Below are 16,892 nucleotides of genomic sequence, written 5' to 3'. Positions count from 1 at the left end.
TACCTAGTTGGCCTCTCGGGTGGCGAGCTGTTCGGCGGATTCGGCGACCCCGAAGGCCTGCGGGACGGGCTGGCTGGCCATGTAGAGACGCTCGGCGATCTTGCGCGGGATCGGGAGGTACTTGAACTCGCCGTGGATCCGTCCTTCGGCGTCCATGGGCTGGGCGTCGAACCGGGCAACGGACACGATGCGGTAGGGGTCCCTGCCGTGCGAGTCGAGAACGGCGATCTCGGTGATCTTGCGGGAACCGTCGGCGTGCCGAGTGAGCTGGACGATGACGTCGACGGCGCTGTTGATCTGGTCGTGCAGCGCCTCGAACGGGATCTTGATCTCGGACATCGAGGCCAGGGTCTGCAGACGCATGAGCGCGTCCTCTGCGTTGTTGGCGTGCACGGTGGCGAGCGAGCCGTCGTGACCGGTCGACATCGCCTGGAGCATGTCGAGCGATTCGCCACCACGGACCTCCCCGACGACGATGCGGTCGGGACGCATACGCAGGGAGTTGCGGACCAGGTCACGGATGGTGATCTGGCCCTTCCCCTCCACGTTCGCCGGCCGGGACTCCAGCCGGATGACGTGGCTCTGCTGGAGCTGGAGCTCGGCTGAGTCCTCGATGGTGACGATGCGCTCACTGTCGGGGATGAGGCCGGAGAGCGCGTTGAGGAGCGTCGTCTTCCCGGTACCGGTGGCACCGGAAACGATGACGTTGAGTTTGGCCTGCACGAGTCCGGCCAGGAGGATCAGCATCTGCTCGTCGAGCGAGCCGACGTTGATCATTTCCTGGAGCGTGAAGGCCCTCGGGAACCGTCGGATGGTGAGCGTCGCACCGGTCAGCGACAGCGGCGGGATGATCACGTTGACACGCTCACCACTGGGTAGACGCGCGTCGACCATGGGGTTCTGCTCATCCACACGACGGTTGACCGTCGACACGATGCGCTCGATGGTCTGCATCAGCTGCTCGTGCGAACTGAAACGCATGGGCAGTTTCTCGACCTTGCCACTGCGCTCGACGAAGATCTGGTCCGGCCCGTTCACCATGATTTCGGTGATGGACGCGTCTTCGAGCAGCGGTTCCAGGATGCCGAGGCCGAGGGCCTCGTCGACGACCCGGCGGATCAGCTGGGTGCGTTCGACGGTCGAGAGGACCGGGCCCTCACGGCTGATGATGTGACTGAGTACGCGCTCCAGCCGGGCCCGCCGGTCTGCGGCGGCGAGCGAGGACATCTCGGCCAGGTCGATCTCTTCGAGCAGCTTGGCGCGGTAGGACGCCACCATGTGGCTGTCTTCCCGCGCCCCGCCGTTCTTCTCGGGGGCGGTCATGCGTGCCCGCAGACTCATTGCGTAACTCCTCGCTCAGACGTGCTTGTGGTGCTCCGGTCGTGCGATGCGGGCCCCGCTCACCCTCGCGGCATGGTGGAACTGCGCTTGGCCCAACCCCAGTCGTCGATCCCGGGCACAACGGAGGGGATCCTCACGCGAGTGGTGTACGTCACTTTCCCGGTCCCGCCGTGTCGGCTGAACCTCGAGTTCTTGTCGCTGCCGAGCCAGTCACTCATCGCCTCGCGCCCCGCCCGCTCGGAGTCCCCGCGCGGCACGTCCTGGCTGGCGGAACGCGCCGCTGTGCGGGCGCCGGTGCCCGCCTGACTGGCGGCGTACGCGGCGACCCCCAACTGGATCGCGAAGAGACCCACCAGAAGCATCAGCGGGATGAAGCCCATGTACTCGATGGCGACCTGCCCGCGGTCACGGCGGGACGCGGCGGTCCTCCGGCCCGGTGTGTGCGTGCGCATGCTCATCGCTCGGCCTCCAGCGGCGACGCGGCGTTGCCCTCGATGGTCATCGGCAGGTTGAAGACTCCGGGCACCAGGACCGGCACCCGCAGCTTCACCGTGGCCTTGTACAGCCCGGACGAGTCATCGCACTTCGTCCGCTTCATCGCCTCCCGCCACACCTTCGGCAGGTTCTTCTCGGCCGCTTCCCGGCAGGCGTGGCCCCGCGAGCCCTCCGAGATGGCCCCCGTGTGCGCGGCCTCGTCCGCCGAGTTCCCCGCCAGGGAGAACGTGTAGCCGATCAGCGCGCACTGCCAGAGCGCCACGCACAACAGGATGATCAGCGGCGTGACGCCCAGGAACTCGATCGCGGTCTGACCGCGGTCACGCCCCCGGCCGAGCAGCCGGGCGCGCATCCGTCCCTGTGTCAGGCCCCGCTCGGGCGGACCCGCCGGGGCGGCGTCACCACAACGCCTTCCCCGTATCTCCGTGTCTTTCGTCTCGGTAAGTGCCATTGGTCAACTTGCCCCCTAGGTCGTCAACGGTTCCGGGAGTCGCCGTCACGGTCGCGTCGGCGCCCGATCGAGCCTCGGTCGTTCTTGAACTTCGCGCCGCTCTTCGCGCCGTTCTTTTCCGCCTTCTCAGGAACCTTGACGATGCCGAGCTCGCCCGCAAGGGCCCAGAGGGCCTGTTTGACGGTGCTCTTGGAGTCGAGTTCGTGCAGCCGGCCCGCGTCGACGACGCTCTGGAGCTCCTTGAAGTTCGCGGGAACGGCGGTGTTGGCCGTCGTGGTTCCGGTGATCTTCTCGATCAGCTGCGGCTGGATCTCGGTGTTGCGGATGAAGCGGTTGACAAGGGTGACCGTGTCCTCGGCCTTGCGGATCTGGAGCCGTTCCCACATCCGTACGACCCGCTTCGCACCGCGCACCGCGATCACATCGGGTGTGGTGACCAGCAGTGCCGTGTCGGCCATCTCGATGGCCGCCGCGCTGGCGCCCTGGAGCTGGCTGCCGCAGTCGATCACCACGACCTCGTAGCGCGAGCGCAGGGCGCTGACGATCTGCCGGGCCGAGCGGTCGCTGACCTCCTCGGCGCTCTCGCCCTCGCTGGGTGCCAGGAGCAGCGCCAGGCCGGTGCCGTGGCTGAACACGGCGTCGGACAGGACGCGCGGCGATATGTCGGTGATCGTCGACAGGTCGACGATGGAACGCCGGAACTGCACATCGAGGTACGAGCCGATGTCACCGGCCTGGAGGTCCAGGTCGACCAGGGCGACGTTGCGCCCGGACGTCTGGGCCGCCAGGGCGATCTGTACGGCGGCGACGGTGGTCCCGACGCCGCCCTTCGCGCCGCTGACGGTGATGACCGTACCGCCGGGGCCGGTGAAGACATCGGCGCCGGTGGTCAGGTGGCGGCGGACGCCGACGGACCATTGGGCCGCGGATTGAACCCTGCTGGCCAGTTCTTCGTAGCTGAGGGGGAGGGTGACGACGCCTCGCGCACCCGATTCCATCGCGGACGCGAACAGGCCGGGGGTGACATCGGCGGTGATCAGCACGACCCCGATGGCGGGGAAGCGCAGGGAGACCTCCCGGATCAGTTCCAGGGCCGGCACCGGCCCGATCCGCTCGTGGACCAGCACGACCTCGGGCAGATCGTCGAGCGATTCGCCCGCGAGCCGGGCGAGGGTGTCGATGAGCTGGGTCGAGTCGGTGACCGGAGCGGCCGGCTCGGCGTCGGGGAGCTGGCTGAGCAGGGTGGTGACGGATCTGGCCGCGTCGACGTCACCGACGGCCGGGAGGATCCTCGTGGTCATTCGATCCTCACTTGTCCTTGTCGAGCGTGTAGGTGCGGTCGCCCGGACGGATGGTGCTGTCGCTGCCGGAGGCGAGCAGCGCGAGGCGTACGTGCTCCGCGAAGGACTCGGCGTAGGCGATGCGCTGGGTGTCGAGCGTGTTGAGCGCGAAGGTGATCGGGACGGCCTCGGTGCCCATGTTGGACTTGCCGTCCTGGTTGGGCTCCAGGGCGGTCAGCTTGCCGACGTCCAGGACCTTGGCGTTGGAGACGATGACCTTCGACTGGGACGGGTCGCCGTCGCGTTCACCGGGGAAGGTGGCGTAGATGTTGACGGTGGCGCCGGGGGTGATCTTGCCCGCGACGCCGGTCGCGGCGTCGATCATGATGGCGATCTCCTGCTCCCCGGGCTGCAGTTCGGGGCGGCGCTGCATCATGTCGGACTGGAGCAGCGAGCCTTTGCGCAGCTGGGTGACGGCGATCTTGCCGTTCACCTCGGAGAGATCGGTGACCGCGTTGTGGGAGAGCCAGCGCTTGGGCATCGAGATCTTCTCGAACTGCCCGGAGGACAGCGCGGTATAGGGCGCCACGTCGGACCTCAGCTGGTAGGCCGAAACCTCGGGCCCGACCTTGGAGTTGACATCGCTGATCACCGAGAGCACGCCGGCGAAGGCGCCGAAGGCGCACAGAACCGACAAAAGCAGGAGTATCACGCCGCGGCGCTGACGGGAGTTCATGGGCCGGACAACCTCGTTCGATTCGGATGCGTGGGGCAGCGGACAGAAGGGCGTCTACGGAGGAAAGCGGAAGCGCTAGGACTGCGGTGGTGCGAGCGCTTCGTGGCTGAGGACACCGGCGGAGTGCATTCGGTTCTCGGCCGCGGGTAGCGGGGAGGAGCAGAACCCGCAGCGATCACCGATGAGTTCCATTCGGCACCAGTGGCAGTTCTCACGGCGTACGGAGGACACCAATTGGTACAGGACGGAGATGTCTGGCAGGTAGGCGGCGAATTCCACCAGTTTTCCGGTTCCCCACCATGCCGGGGATTCGGACGGGAGTGCGGACTCGTGAATGGACTGGACCTGCCACGCGGGCGCGAGGGTCTCCTTCACCCACTCCGACTGCGACTGCCCTTTGGCGGTCATCAGGTGGGTGGCGAATTCCGGCCCGGTCGGCGGGTCGGCCTTGGGGCCGACCCTGACGAGCTGCGGCTCGGGTCCCGCGACCACGGCGAACTGGGAGCCGGGCACCCAGGACTTCGCATGGGTCCTGAGGTCGACCGGGACCCGGTCGAACTTGGTGACGGAGTGGAGCAGGGCGCCGGCGTGGATGTAGTGCGTCAGCAGCCGGGCGGCGGAGGCGACCACTCCGGGGCTGAAGTCACAGATGGACAACTGGCGCAACTGCCTGACGAGTACGGCGACACCCAGCGGCGGGAGATCCACCTTCACCAGGGCGATGCGGTCGCTCTCCAGGACCGAGCGCACGGAGTAGAGCCGACGCTCGTGGGCGGGCGAGATGCCGGTCGGGTAGACGGCCACGACATAGCCGTGCTGTTCGAGCAGCACATGCATGTCACCGATGGCCATCTCCAGCGCCTGGGCATCGGGCGCCTGCAGCAGGGCGGCTGTCGGTGTCTGCTGATCGGTCGGAGGTAGTACCAAGTCAGCACTGGTCACTGCTATTGCGGTCGGCACGCTGTTCCCCGTTTCGGCTTCCGGCCGGACGCCGGTCATGACGTCGGCCGCAATCGCTCCTGCTCCGCGGTTCTGCCTCAGCACTTTATCCACGTCCTACCTGGCAGAGAACACTTTTCGGAGGCCAGTCCGACAACGTGTGCGAGGCGCCCGCGTAACACCGGCGTGCTAAATCGGATCAAATCGAAAATCGTCAACTTCTGTACAACTGCGGAGGGTTACCGGTCCACCTTCCCGTCACCTGGGGCCGGGAATTCATCTCCGCACGTCAGCACGGATGCGGAACCTCCCGCACCGACCCCCGCGGAGGGCCGGTCCGTCACTGTCCGAGCACTCCCGCGACATCACCCGCACGCGACCCCGAGAGGTCAACAAAACGTCAATTCACAGGCGCGCCGCCTGGACTTCGGGGTCCCGCGGAGGGCTTCGCGGGGTGGAAGCGGAGCGAGTACGGACCGACTCGGTGAACTCGATAGCCGCAGGTCTCGTTGCCAGAGGTCTTGACAACTCGATTGGTCTGGACCAGTTTATCGGCCAGCGGTGGCCACCGTTCCTCAACTCCACATCCCCTTCTTCTCCCCGTCACCTCCCGGACGGCCCGGAGTACCGCCGGTCCACCCCGCCGGCTCGTCCCGGGTATGCCCGGCAGGCATCCCCAACTCCCCCACGGAGGCAGCAAGTGGAACGTTCCCCCCTCAGCGGCCACAGAATCCACGGGCGCCGCGGCCGGGTCCGGCTCGGCGCCGCCGTGGCCGTCCTCGCGGCCGGCGCGCTGACCGCCACGGGTCTCGCCGGAAGCGCCCAGGCCGCCGATATCAACGTCGCCAAGAACGCGGGCTTCGAGTCCGGCCTCGCCAACTGGACCTGTACCGGCGGCAGCGGCGGCACCGTCTCCTCCCCCGTGCACGGTGGCACCGCCGCTCTCAAGGCCACGCCGTCCGGCCAGGACACCGCGCGGTGCGCCCAGACCGTGGCCGTGAAGCCCGATTCGACGTACACGCTCAGCTCCTGGGTGCAGGGCGGGTACGCGTACCTCGGCGCGAGCGGTACCGGAACCACCGATGTGTCGACCTGGTCGCCCGGCTCCGGCAACTGGACCCAGCTCACCACCAGCTTCAAGACCGGCCCGAACACCACCTCGGTCGAGGTCTACACGCACGGCTGGTACGGGCAGGCCGCCTATCTGGTGGACGACGTCTCGGTCAACGGCCCCGACGGCGGGGGCGGCACCGACCCGGAGCCGACCGTCCCGTCCGCCCCGGCCGGGCTCGCGGTGGGCACGACCACCTCTTCCTCCGTGGCCCTGTCCTGGAACGCGGTGTCCGGCGCGACCGGCTACACCGTCTACCGGGACGGCCAGAAGGCGACCACGACCACCGGGAGCTCGGCGACGGTCACGGGGCTGGCCGCCGACACGGCGTACCAGTTCGCGGTGACCGCCACCAACGCGGCCGGTGAGTCCGTCAAGTCGACGACGGTCAGCGGCCGTACGGCCAAGGAGGGCGGCGGCAACCCCAACCCCGGCACCTCCGTCCCCAAGCACGCGGTGACCGGCTACTGGCAGAACTTCAACAACGGCGCGACCGTGCAGAAGCTCAGCGACGTGCCCGTGAACTACGACATCATCGCGGTCTCCTTCGCCGACGCCACGAGCACGCCGGGCGCCGTCACCTTCAACCTGGACTCGGCGGGCCTGAACGGCTACACCGTCGACCAGTTCAAGGCCGACATCAAGGCGAAGCAGGCGGCCGGGAAGAACGTCATCATCTCGGTCGGCGGCGAGAAGGGATCCGTCTCGGTCAACAGCGACGCCTCCGCGACCAACTTCGCCAACTCGGTCTACTCGCTCATCCAGGAGTACGGCTTCAACGGTGTCGACATCGACCTGGAGAACGGCCTCAACTCCACGTACATGACGAAGGCACTGCGCTCGCTGTCGCAGAAGGCGGGCTCCGGTCTCGTCATCACGATGGCCCCGCAGACCATCGACATGCAGTCCACCGGGGGCGAGTACTTCAAGACGGCCCTCGGCATCAAGGACATCCTGACCGTCGTCAACATGCAGTACTACAACAGCGGTTCGATGCTCGGCTGCGACGGCAAGGTCTACTCGCAGGGCTCGGTGGACTTCCTCACCGCGCTCGCCTGCATCCAGCTGGAGGGCGGCCTCGCCCCGTCCCAGGTCGGCCTCGGTGTGCCCGCCTCCACGAGCGGCGCGGGCAGCGGCTACGTACCGCCGTCGGTCGTGAACGCGGCCCTGGACTGTCTGGCCTCCGGTACCAACTGCGGCACGTTCAAGCCCGCGAAGACGTACCCGGGCATCCGCGGCGCGATGACCTGGTCGACCAACTGGGACGCCAAGTCGGGCAACGCCTGGTCGAACGCGGTGGGCCCGCACGTGCACGGCCTGCCGTAACCACCGGTCCGCACACGCACGGCCTGCCGTGACCACCGGCCGGCATCAGTGACCAGCAGCGCCGCCGCTCCCCCGGCGGCGCTGCTGCACGTTCCGGGTCCGGCGGCCGTCCCGGCTCTGTCCCGGACCCGCAACAGCCTGTCCGGGACCGCGAAACTTCCATGGCTGTTTGGGCGTGTTCATGGCACCGTTGTGGGGCGCGGTGGCGGTGCGACAGGGGGAGGGACATGGCCGGGGCGCGGATTCAGACGCTGGGCGGGGACGATCCGGCGGTGCTCGGGCCGTACCGGCTGATCGGACGCCTGGCGTCCGGCGGCATGGGGCGGATCTATCTGGCCCGCGGCGGCGAGCGCGGCGGGCGGGGGCTCGTCGCCGTGAAGACGCTGCTGGCCGAGGGGACCGTCAGCGAGATCGACCGGCGGCGCTTCGCCCGCGAGGTGTCGCTCGCGCAACGGGTCGACAGCGCGTACACGGCGCGCGTACGGGACGCCGACCCCGACGCCGAGCGGCCGTGGATGGCCATCGACTACATCGCCGCACCGCCGCTCTCCGAACTCGTGCGCAACTGCGGGGTGCTACCCGCCTCGGCCGTACGGTGGATCGCGGCCGGGACCGCGGAGGCACTGGTCACCCTGCACGAGGTGGGCATCGTCCATCGCGATGTGAAGCCGCAGAACGTGCTGCTGCCGCTGGAGGGCCCCCGGGTCATCGACTTCGGCATCTCGCACGCCAGTGACCTCACGCTCACCGGTCTCACACTCGGCACGATCGCCTTCACCTCCCCCGAACAGGCCCGTGGCGAGGCGTCGACCGCCGCATCCGACGTCTACTCCCTGGGTGCCACGCTGTTCCTGCTCGCCACCGGGCGGGCGCCCTACCGCGCGGACGGCGACACGCTGCGGCTGCTGGCCCGCGTCCAGCGCGGCGAGCTCGACCTCGACGGCCTGCCGAAGGAGCTCGTCGCGACGATCCGGCCCTGCCTGGCCGTCGACCCGGCCCGGCGCCCCGAGCCCGCGGAGCTGCTCGCCCGGTTCCGCGAGGACCAGGCCGGCCTGCCTGCTACGCACAGCGGCACCCGGTGGCTACCGCCGCGGTGGACGGCGCTGATCGGCGCGTACGCGACACAGGGCCTGGAACTCGCGAACGACCGCCATGCGCACCCGGTGGCCCCGACCGTCGACCACCGCACGAGGGTGGTGCCGCCCCCGCCCCCGACACTGGTCTACCCGCCGGAGCGCGCGGCCCGCGCGGCCCGTGACCGCGCCCGCCGCGAACGTGCGAGGCAGGACCTGGCGGTGCTCGCGGAGCTGGCGGAGCGGCAGCGGGCGGAGCAGGCCGAACGGGAACAGGCGGAGCGCGACCAGGCCGAACGCGTCGAACGGGAACGGGCGGAACGGGAACGCGCGGAGGCGGCCCGCCAGGAGGCCAGGCGTACGGAACGGGAGCGGGCGGAACGGCAGCGGGCGGAGACGGCCCGGCTGGAGGCCGAGCGCGTCGAACGGGAGCGGGCCGCGCAGGAGCGGGCCAGGCGGGAACGGGCCGCGCAGGAGCGGGCCAGGCGGGAGCGGGCCGAAAGGCAGCGCACCGAGCAGGCGGCCCGTGCCGCTCGGGCGCGTGCGGCCTCGTCCACCACCGCCTCGCCCACCCCGGGCACGACGCGCGCGACGCCCCCGTCTGCCTCTCCCTCGGGCGGCTCCTCGAACTGGGGCTGGCTGATCGCCGTGGCCGTCGTCGTCGCCCTGGTGGTCTGGCAGCCCTGGGAGGCGGGGAAGGGGAGCGGCAGCGGGGCGTCCTCCTCCGGCACCACCAGTGCCGGCGCCGTCACCTCCGGCAGCGGCCTCGACACCCATACGGACGGCAGCGGCACCGACTCCGACGACTACGGCGACAGCGGTTCCGGCAGCAGCGGCGGCAGCACCGACGACTCCGGCAGCGGCACCGAGGAGTCGTCACCCACCCCCACTCCGACTCCCACCCCGGACGCCACCGACCTGGCGTTCGCGGCGGTACGCGCCGGTGACTGTCTCGACGTGTACAACGACGGGCACGGCAACATGAGCGCCGGCAGTCCGGACCGGGTGGGCTGCCGGGCGTCGAACGCCTACATGCATGTCAATCGCGTCAGCACCACCGCCGGAGCCTCCGGCTCCTGCGACAGCGGACCGGGCTTCACCTGGTGGCGCAAATCCGGTGCGGACGGCGTCGAGAGGACGCTCTGCCTCGACCGGGTGTATCAGGTGGGCCAGTGCTTCCCCGCACAGGTCAAAGGCGCCACCAACGCCGATCTGACGGTGGTGTGGGACTGCAACGCCGCGACCGTGCCCCGGGCCGGCCAGTCGATCCTCCGGATCACCGCCCACTACAAGGCGCCCGCGGCGGGCACGAACTGGACCTGTCCGGCCGGGCGCGGAGAGCGGTTCTGGTACTGGCCGGTGAACAACGGCCGGAGCATCATCTGCGCGTCGGGGGCCTGAACCGGCCCGGTGCGGCGCCTCCGGCACGATCCGGACGGGAGACCCTAGATCACCAGGCTGAGCAGCGCCGCCACCGCGAACCCCGCGACCGACAGGACCGTCTCCAGGACCGTCCAGGACTTCAGGGTGTCGCGTTCGGAGATGCCGAAGTACTTCGACGTGATCCAGAATCCGCCGTCGTTCACGTGCGAGGCGAAGATCGAGCCGGCCGAGATCGCCATGATGATCAGGGCCAGATGGGCCTGCGAGAGGTCCTGGCCCTCGACCAGCGGGACGACGATGGGGGAGCGCGGCACGGCGCTCCTGCAAAGCGGAGCGCCATGCCGTGCCGTGTGCGCGGAACAGCTGCGGCAAGTGGATCAGCTGGTTCAGCCGAGGACCGCGAGCGCGTCGATCTCGATGAGCAGGCCCTTGGGGAGGCCGACGTAGACCGTCGTGCGGGCGGCGGGGGCGGCCTTGAGGTCCTGCTCGCCGAAGTAGGCGTTGTAGATCTCGTTCATCTCGGCGAAGTGGTCCACGTCCGTGAGGTAGACGCGCATCATCATCACGTCGTCCCAGCTCGCGCCGCCCTCCTCCAGGATCGCCTTGACGTTGGCGAAGGTCTGGAGGGTCTGCTCGCGCAGCGTCGGACCGGCGGGGGTCGGGGCCTGGCCCTCGACCGCGGGCAGGAAGCCGACCTGGCCGGCGACCTGGAGGATGTTCCCCTTCTTCACCCCGTGCGAGAACTTCGCGGGGGGCGTGGTGTGGGTGCTCGGGGTGAGGGCGATCTTCTCGGTCATGGCTGTTCAGGCTTTCTTGGGTCGGGTGGTGCCGGAGTACTCCCGGCTGATGGAGTCGGCGGTGCGGCGCACCAGCGGGAGCAGGGTGAGGAGTTCCTCGGCCGTGACGACGACATTGGGCGCGGAGACCGACATCGCGGCCACGACCCGCCCGTCCGCCCCCCGGATGGGGGCGCCGACGCAGTTGATGGACTCCTCGTGGCCGCCGAGGTCGGTGGCCCAGCCCTGTTCGCGGACGACGGCGAGCTCCTTGAGGAAGGCACCGGCGTTCGGGGTCGAACGGGACGTGTACATGGGGTAGTCGAGCTTCTCGGCGATGGCGCGCCGCTCGGGCTCGGTGAGGTCGGCGAGGAGCAGCTTCGCGACGGCGGCGACGGTGATCGCGACGGGCTTGCCGATCCGCGAGTACATCCTGACCGGGTAGCGGCTCTCGACCTTGTCGATGTAGAGGACTTCCTGCTCCTCGTACACCGCGAGATGCACGGTGTGACCGCAGCTCTCGTTGAGTTCGACGAGGTGGGGGTGGGCGATCTCCCGTACGTCGAGGTTCTCGACGGCCTCCTGCGCGAGGGCGAAGAGGCGGGCGCCGAGGCGGTAGCGCTGGTCCTGCTGGCGGTAGACGAGTCCGTGCTCGTGGAGCGTACGGAGCAGGCGCAGCGCCGTGGACTTGTGGACACCGAGCCGCTCGGCGACCTGGCCGAGGTCGGCGGGCCCCTGGGCGAGCAGCGGCAGGATGCTCAGCGCCCGGTCGACGGTCTGACTCATGTCGTACGTACCTCCTGGTCGTCCCCCGTCCACCCGGGGCCGAGACGAAGTCTCCCCCAGGCCTCGTCGTCCAGGGCGGCAAGGGCGTCGGCGTGCGCGCGGGCCGGCGGGGCGGTGAGGTCGCCGGGCACGGTGAGGACGGCGGCGGCCATGAGGTGGCCGTGCCGGACCCGGTCGCGTACGGGGAGGTCGCGGAGGGTGGCGGAGAGGAACCCGGCGGCGAAGGCGTCGCCGGCGCCGACGGGTGCGACGACGTCCACGCGGAGGGCGGGGACGGTGGTGACGTCTCCGGCGCCCGAGAAGACCGTCGCCCCGTCGGATCCCCGCTTCACGACCAGGACGGACGGCTCCGGCAACGCCGTGCGGATCGCCTCCGCGCCCGTCACCCCCCACGCCTCCTCCGCCTCGTCCTCGCCGACGAAGACCAGGTCGCTGCGGCGGGCCAGGTCGAGGAGCACCTCGGGGGACGCGTCGGCGTCGCGCCACAGACCCGGCCGGTGGTTGACGTCGAAGGAGATCGGCGGGCGGCCGGGCCGGGGCGCGGTCAGGTCGTGGAGCAGGGCCAGGCAGTCGGCGGAGAGCGCCGCGGTGATGCCGGACAGGTGCAGGACCCGGGCCGCGGGCAGCGTCTCGTACGGGATGTTCCGCGGGGACATCGCGGACGCGGCGGACCCGGCCCGGTAGTAGGCGACCTCGTGCACATCGGCGGCCCGGTCGGTCGCGGTGCGGAAGTAGATCCCGGTGGGCCGCGACGGATCGCGCCGCACACCGGAGGTGTCGACCCCGTATCCGGTGATCGCCTCGACGAGATGGTCGCCGAACCCGTCCGCGCCGACCCGGCTGACCCAGGCCGCCCGGTGCCCGGCGGCGGCCAGCGCGCAGGCGACATTGGACTCGGCGCCGCCGATGCCGCGGCCGAAGGAAGGTACGTCGGCGAGGCGTCCGGGCTGCGACGGCAGGAACGTCACCATGGACTCGCCGAGGCACACGACTTCGGCGGCCGTGGCGGCTTCGGCGGTCCTGGCCGGGGTTCCGGGCACTCGGGGCTCCTCGCGGGTTCGGCGGTTCAGTGGTGGGGCGGTGCGGCGGGCAGTGGTTCGGGGTGCGGCGCGGGCACTCACCATTGACCCGGCATCGGCTCGGATGTTAGACAGCGTTAAGCGATATACGCAATGGGTGTTGCATATGATGCAACGATGACTTCGATCGAGGAGGCCCCCTTGGCCGCCGACCGTCCTGTGTCCGGACTCGCCGACGAACTGGTCGACCACCGCTTCAAGGCACTCCCGCCCGATGCGGAGGGCCTGACCGTCGGCGCCCTCGCCGCCGAGCGGCGCAACCTCTTCACGGGCGGCTTCACCACCCCGGTGCTCGCCCTGTCCGCCGAGTCGGTCGAGCACAACCTCGCCCTCCTGGAGACGTACGCGGAGCGCCACGGGCTCGCGTTCGCCCCGCACGGCAAGACCTCCATGTCCCCGCAGCTCTTCGCCCGCCAGCTGGAGCACGGCGCCTGGGGCATCACCGCGGCCGTGCCGCACCAGGCGCGGGTCTACCGGGCGTACGGAATCCGGCGGATCTTCCTCGCCAACGAGCTCGTCGACGCCGCGGCCCTGCGCTGGCTCTCCGGCGAGCTGGACTCCGACCCGGAGTTCCGCTTCATCTGTTACGTCGACTCGGTGCGCGGCGTGGAGCTGATGGACGAGGCGCTGCGCGCGGCGGGCGCCTCCCGCGCCGTCGACATCGTCGTGGAACTGGGCGCGGGCGAGGGTGCGCGCACCGGCGTCCGTACCGAGGCCGAGTGCGCGGCGGTGGCCGACGCGGTGGCGGCGACCGGGACCCTGCGTCTGGTGGGCGTGGCCGGATACGAGGGCGAGGTGCCGGACGCGTCCGGCGAGCGGGTACGGGACTGGGTGCGCCGGCTCGTCGCGCTGGCCGTCGACTTCGACCGCGCGGGGCGCTTCGCGGCGGCCGGCGGGGAGATCGTGATCAGCGCGGGCGGCAGCGCGTGGTTCGACGCGGTGGCGGACGTCTTCGCGGAGATCCCGGAGCTCTCCGCACCGGTGCTGAAGCTGCTGCGCTCGGGGGCCTATGTCTCGCACGACGACGGCCACTACCGCCATCTGACCCCGTTCAACCGGGTGCCGGAGGAGGGGGTGCTGCAGCCCGCCTTCCGGCTCTGGGCGCAGGTCGTGTCGCGCCCGACGGCCGAGCAGGCGTTCCTCAACGCGGGCAAGCGGGACGCGGCGTACGACCTCGACCTTCCCGAGGCGCAGGTCGTGCGGTCCGGCCGGGACGGCGCGGTCCGGCCTGCTGCGGGTGTCTCGGTCAGTGGTCTGTCGGACCAGCACGCGTGGGTGCGTACGGAGCCGGGCGCCGAGCTGGAGGTGGGTGACTGGGTGGGGATGGGCCTGTCGCATCCGTGCACGAGCTTCGACAAGTGGCAGTTGATTCCGCTGGTCACGGCGGACGGCACGGTCACGGACTACATCCGCACGTTCTTCTGATCCCTGCGGGGGGCTGCCCTGCGGGGCCGCTCCCCTGCCCGCCCCTTCCCGTAACCGGGGGCTCCGCCCCCGGACCCCCGCTCCTCGATCGCCGGAGGGGCTTGATCTGGGAGCCCCCATGGACCTGGTCATCCGTAACGCCCACGTCGTCAACGGCACCGGTGCCCCCGGCCGCCGTGCCGACGTGGGCATCCGGGACGGCCGGATCGCCCAGATCCACCCCGAACACGCCGCCGGGCCGCGCCCCTCCGGCCGCCGTGTCCTCGACGCCGACGGGCTCGTCCTCTCGCCCGGCTTCATCGACATGCACGCGCACAGCGATCTCGCGCTGCTCCGCGACCCCGACCACAGCGCCAAGGCCGCGCAGGGCGTCACCCTCGAAGTCCTGGGCCAGGACGGTCTGTCGTACGCCCCGGTCGACGACCGGACGCTCGCCGAGGTACGCCGTTCCATCACCGGCTGGAACGGCAACGGCGACGACATCGACTTCGACTGGCGCACGGTCGGCGAGTACCTGGACCGCCTGGACCGCAACTTCGACGGCCGGGGCATCGCGGTCAACGCCGCCTACCTCATCCCGCAGGGCACGGTCCGGATGTACGCGGTGGGCTGGGAGGACCGCCCCGCCACCGGGGCCGAGCTGACCCGGATGAAGGAACTCGTCGCCCGGGGCATGGCGGAGGGCGCGGTCGGCATGTCCTCCGGCCTCACGTACACCCCCGGCATGTACGCGAACGAAGCCGAACTCACCGAACTGTGCCGGGTGGTGGCCGAGTACGACGGCTACTACTGCCCGCACCACCGCTCGTACGGGGCGGGCGCGCTCGGCGCGTACGAGGAGATGGTGCAGCTCACCAGGAACGCGGGCTGCGCCCTCCATCTCGCCCACACCACCATGAACTTCGGCGTGAACAAGGGCCGGGCCCCCGAACTGCTCGCCCTGCTCGACCACGCCCTCGACGCGGGCGCCGACATCTCCCTCGACACCTACCCGTACACCCCCGGCTGCACGACCCTCGTCGCGATGCTGCCGAGCTGGGCGAGCGAGGGCGGGCCCGAGTCGGTGCTCACCCGGCTCGCGGACGACGCGACGGCGGAACGGATCCGGCACCACATGGAGGTGCTGGGCTCGGACGGCTGCCACGGCGTGCCGATCGAGTGGGACACGATCGAGATCTCGGGCGTCGGCGTGCCCGCGCTCGGCGACCACGTCGGACGCACGGTGGCCGAATCCGCCCGGCTGCGCGGTGAGGCGCCCTGGGTGACCGCACGCAGACTGCTCGTCGAGGACCGGCTCGGCCCGACGATCCTCCAGCACGTGGGCCACGAGGAGAACGTGCGGCAGATCATGCGCCACCGGGTGCACACCGGGGGCAGCGACGGCATCCTCCAGGGCGACAAGCCGCACCCGCGCGCCTACGGCACGTTCCCGCAGTATCTCGGCAGGTACGTACGGGAGTTGGGCATCCTGTCGCTGGAGGAGTGCGTCGCCCACCTCACCTCGCGCCCGGCCCGGCGACTGCGCCTGGCCGACCGCGGGTACGTCCGCGAGGGCTACCGCGCCGACCTGGTCCTCTTCGACCCGCGGACGGTGGCGGCGGGCTCCACGTTCGAGGAGCCGCGCACGCTGCCGGTCGGCATCCCGCACGTACTGATCGACGGCCGGTCCGTCATCGAGGACGGCCGCCGCACCCAGGTGCTGGCGGGCCGGGCCGTCCGCGGAGCGGGGAGCCGGACGACCCGGCAGGGCGTCGCCCGGTGAGGCATTTCGCCCTCACTCCCCCGCCTGCTCCCCCGCCTGCTCCCCCGTCTGCTCCTTCGCCCAGGCCAGGTCCTCCTCGGTCGGGGCGTCGTCCTGGGTGAGGCTGCGCCGCCAGTAGCCGCTGAACTGCACGGCCACCCGGGGCAGCCCGCGCTCCTCGACCAGATGGCGGCGCAGGGCCCGTACCGTCCCCGCCTCACCGGCCAGCCACGCGGCCCCGGACCCGGCGGGCAGCCGGGCCGCCCGCACCGCGTCCGGCAACGACCCGCCCCGGTCCCGGTGCACCCAGTGGACGGTCACGTCGCCGGGCGAGCCGAGCGGCTGCTCCTCCGCCGCGTCGGCGACCTCGGCCCAGACGAGCGCCCGCGCCCCGGCCGGCAGGGACTCCAGCAGGGTCCCGATCGCGGGGAGCGCCGTCTCGTCGCCGGCCAGCAGCAGCCAGTCGGCGGCGGGCAGCGGCCGGGCGTACAGCGAAGACGGGCCGACCATGCCGAGCACATCGCCCAGGCGCGCGTCCCGGCCCCAGCGGGTGGCGGGGCCATCGTCGCCATGAAGCACGAAGTCGACCGCCATCACGTCCAGTCGACGGTCGTACCCACGAACGGTGAAGCTCCGCAGCAACGGCCGCTCCGGCTCGGGGATCGCGAGGTACGCCTCGTACCACCGCATGCCGTACGTGTCGTCGGCGTCCGGCTCCGGCAGCCGGGGCACGCCCTGCCCCTCCCTCGGGAAGCAGAGCTTCATCTGCTGGTCGGGCCGGTCCTCCATGAGCTCCGCCAGCGCATCCCCGGTGAAGGTGACGCGCGCCGTCCGCGGAGTGACCCGCTCCACGCCGACGACCCGCACATACGAAACGGTCAACGCCTGCCCCATCGCGGCTCCCGCCCTCTCCGACTGATAGTTTACGTCGTAAGGAATTACCCGGGCGA

14 protein-coding genes and 1 pseudogene are annotated in these 16,892 nt (G+C 70.6%); 4 read left to right on the top strand and 11 right to left on the bottom strand.

From position 1 onward, the window contains the following. Positions 1 to 3: 3 nt before the first annotated feature. The 6 genes from ACFVX4_RS27220 to ACFVX4_RS27195 all read right to left on the bottom strand — a co-directional run bounded on the left by ACFVX4_RS27220 (position 4) and on the right by ACFVX4_RS27195 (position 5,245). Positions 4 to 1,341: a CpaF family protein gene (locus tag ACFVX4_RS27220; RefSeq protein ID WP_266414990.1), complete on the bottom strand. Its 1,338-nt coding sequence runs from the start codon at positions 1,339 to 1,341 to the stop codon at positions 4 to 6. A gap of 59 nt (positions 1,342 to 1,400) precedes the next feature. Then, entirely contained in the window at positions 1,401 to 1,799 is a 399-nt protein-coding gene (locus ACFVX4_RS27215; RefSeq protein ID WP_389981715.1) for a TadE family protein, read from the bottom strand. Beyond that, positions 1,796 to 2,188 (bottom strand): TadE family protein, encoded by a 393-nt coding sequence (locus tag ACFVX4_RS27210; protein WP_389981713.1) that lies wholly within the window; start codon positions 2,186 to 2,188, stop codon positions 1,796 to 1,798. Before ACFVX4_RS27210 ends, ACFVX4_RS27215 begins: the two co-directional genes overlap by 4 nt. A gap of 122 nt (positions 2,189 to 2,310) precedes the next feature. After that, positions 2,311 to 3,588 carry an AAA family ATPase gene (locus ACFVX4_RS27205; RefSeq protein ID WP_266414996.1) on the bottom strand — a complete coding sequence of 426 codons (1,278 nt, stop codon included), beginning with the start codon at positions 3,586 to 3,588 and terminating at the stop codon, positions 2,311 to 2,313. A 7-nt stretch (positions 3,589 to 3,595) separates the two neighbouring features. After that, the gene (cpaB, locus tag ACFVX4_RS27200; RefSeq protein ID WP_389981711.1) at positions 3,596 to 4,303 is read right to left on the bottom strand and encodes a Flp pilus assembly protein CpaB; all 708 of its coding nucleotides are present in this window, start codon (positions 4,301 to 4,303) and stop codon (positions 3,596 to 3,598) included. A 75-nt stretch (positions 4,304 to 4,378) separates the two neighbouring features. Then, positions 4,379 to 5,245, bottom strand: a complete 867-nt coding sequence (locus ACFVX4_RS27195; protein WP_385335077.1) for a hypothetical protein — start codon at positions 5,243 to 5,245, stop codon at positions 4,379 to 4,381. 697 nt (positions 5,246 to 5,942) lie between these two features. Between ACFVX4_RS27195 and ACFVX4_RS27190 the strand changes: the two genes are divergently transcribed. Both ACFVX4_RS27190 and ACFVX4_RS27185 read left to right on the top strand, forming a co-directional pair. Continuing rightward, a complete protein-coding gene (locus ACFVX4_RS27190) occupies positions 5,943 to 7,679 on the top strand; it encodes a chitinase (protein WP_389981709.1) in 1,737 nt (578 codons plus the stop codon). A 227-nt stretch (positions 7,680 to 7,906) separates the two neighbouring features. Beyond that, positions 7,907 to 10,153: a serine/threonine-protein kinase gene (locus tag ACFVX4_RS27185; protein WP_389981707.1), complete on the top strand. Its 2,247-nt coding sequence runs from the start codon at positions 7,907 to 7,909 to the stop codon at positions 10,151 to 10,153. A 44-nt stretch (positions 10,154 to 10,197) separates the two neighbouring features. On the opposite strand, the pseudogene ACFVX4_RS27180 reads toward ACFVX4_RS27185, so the two are convergent. The 4 genes and pseudogenes from ACFVX4_RS27180 to ACFVX4_RS27165 form a co-directional block, all read right to left on the bottom strand. Further along, a pseudogene (locus tag ACFVX4_RS27180) lies at positions 10,198 to 10,449 on the bottom strand (GntP family permease); the annotation flags it as partial. A gap of 72 nt (positions 10,450 to 10,521) precedes the next feature. Next, entirely contained in the window at positions 10,522 to 10,932 is a 411-nt protein-coding gene (locus tag ACFVX4_RS27175; RefSeq protein WP_385335071.1) for a RidA family protein, read from the bottom strand. A 6-nt stretch (positions 10,933 to 10,938) separates the two neighbouring features. Then, positions 10,939 to 11,697, bottom strand: a complete 759-nt coding sequence (locus ACFVX4_RS27170; RefSeq protein ID WP_266730054.1) for an IclR family transcriptional regulator — start codon at positions 11,695 to 11,697, stop codon at positions 10,939 to 10,941. Then, positions 11,694 to 12,737: a sugar kinase gene (locus ACFVX4_RS27165; protein ID WP_389981704.1), complete on the bottom strand. Its 1,044-nt coding sequence runs from the start codon at positions 12,735 to 12,737 to the stop codon at positions 11,694 to 11,696. The genes ACFVX4_RS27170 and ACFVX4_RS27165 overlap by 4 nt, the downstream gene beginning before the upstream one ends. 156 nt (positions 12,738 to 12,893) lie before the next feature. Here ACFVX4_RS27165 and ACFVX4_RS27160 point away from each other — a divergent pair, with 156 nt between their 5' ends. Continuing rightward, positions 12,894 to 14,201, top strand: a complete 1,308-nt coding sequence (locus ACFVX4_RS27160; protein ID WP_389981702.1) for an alanine racemase — start codon at positions 12,894 to 12,896, stop codon at positions 14,199 to 14,201. Positions 14,202 to 14,319: 118 nt separating this feature from the next. Next, on the top strand, positions 14,320 to 15,963 hold the full coding sequence (locus tag ACFVX4_RS27155) for an amidohydrolase family protein (RefSeq protein ID WP_389981700.1): 1,644 nt from the start codon (positions 14,320 to 14,322) through the stop codon (positions 15,961 to 15,963). A gap of 12 nt (positions 15,964 to 15,975) precedes the next feature. Here the strand turns inward: ACFVX4_RS27155 and ACFVX4_RS27150 are convergent, their stop codons facing one another. Beyond that, positions 15,976 to 16,836 carry a siderophore-interacting protein gene (locus ACFVX4_RS27150; protein WP_389981698.1) on the bottom strand — a complete coding sequence of 287 codons (861 nt, stop codon included), beginning with the start codon at positions 16,834 to 16,836 and terminating at the stop codon, positions 15,976 to 15,978. Positions 16,837 to 16,892 lie beyond the last annotated feature (56 nt).

The sequence above is a fragment of the Streptomyces sp. NPDC058240 genome (genome assembly GCF_042882135.1).
In the GTDB taxonomy this organism is placed as follows: domain Bacteria; phylum Actinomycetota; class Actinomycetes; order Streptomycetales; family Streptomycetaceae; genus Streptomyces.
Note: the sequence above shows the minus strand (reverse complement) of the source record. Positions and strands in the feature narration are given on the sequence as shown.

Excerpts from the sequence above, each read along its gene's own strand:
- ACFVX4_RS27155 (WP_389981700.1), top strand. The coding sequence starts at position 14,320 with ATGGACCTGGTCATCCGTAACGCCCACGTCGTCAACGGCACCGGTGCC.
- ACFVX4_RS27220 (WP_266414990.1), bottom strand. The coding sequence starts at position 1,341 with ATGAGTCTGCGGGCACGCATGACCGCCCCCGAGAAGAACGGCGGGGCG.
- ACFVX4_RS27215 (WP_389981715.1), bottom strand. The coding sequence starts at position 1,799 with ATGAGCATGCGCACGCACACACCGGGCCGGAGGACCGCCGCGTCCCGC.
- ACFVX4_RS27175 (WP_385335071.1), bottom strand. The coding sequence starts at position 10,932 with ATGACCGAGAAGATCGCCCTCACCCCGAGCACCCACACCACGCCCCCC.
- cpaB (WP_389981711.1), bottom strand. The coding sequence starts at position 4,303 with ATGAACTCCCGTCAGCGCCGCGGCGTGATACTCCTGCTTTTGTCGGTT.
- ACFVX4_RS27170 (WP_266730054.1), bottom strand. The coding sequence starts at position 11,697 with ATGAGTCAGACCGTCGACCGGGCGCTGAGCATCCTGCCGCTGCTCGCC.
- ACFVX4_RS27205 (WP_266414996.1), bottom strand. The coding sequence starts at position 3,588 with ATGACCACGAGGATCCTCCCGGCCGTCGGTGACGTCGACGCGGCCAGA.
- ACFVX4_RS27210 (WP_389981713.1), bottom strand. The coding sequence starts at position 2,188 with ATGCGCGCCCGGCTGCTCGGCCGGGGGCGTGACCGCGGTCAGACCGCG.
- ACFVX4_RS27150 (WP_389981698.1), bottom strand. The coding sequence starts at position 16,836 with ATGGGGCAGGCGTTGACCGTTTCGTATGTGCGGGTCGTCGGCGTGGAG.
- ACFVX4_RS27185 (WP_389981707.1), top strand. The coding sequence starts at position 7,907 with ATGGCCGGGGCGCGGATTCAGACGCTGGGCGGGGACGATCCGGCGGTG.
- ACFVX4_RS27160 (WP_389981702.1), top strand. The coding sequence starts at position 12,894 with ATGACTTCGATCGAGGAGGCCCCCTTGGCCGCCGACCGTCCTGTGTCC.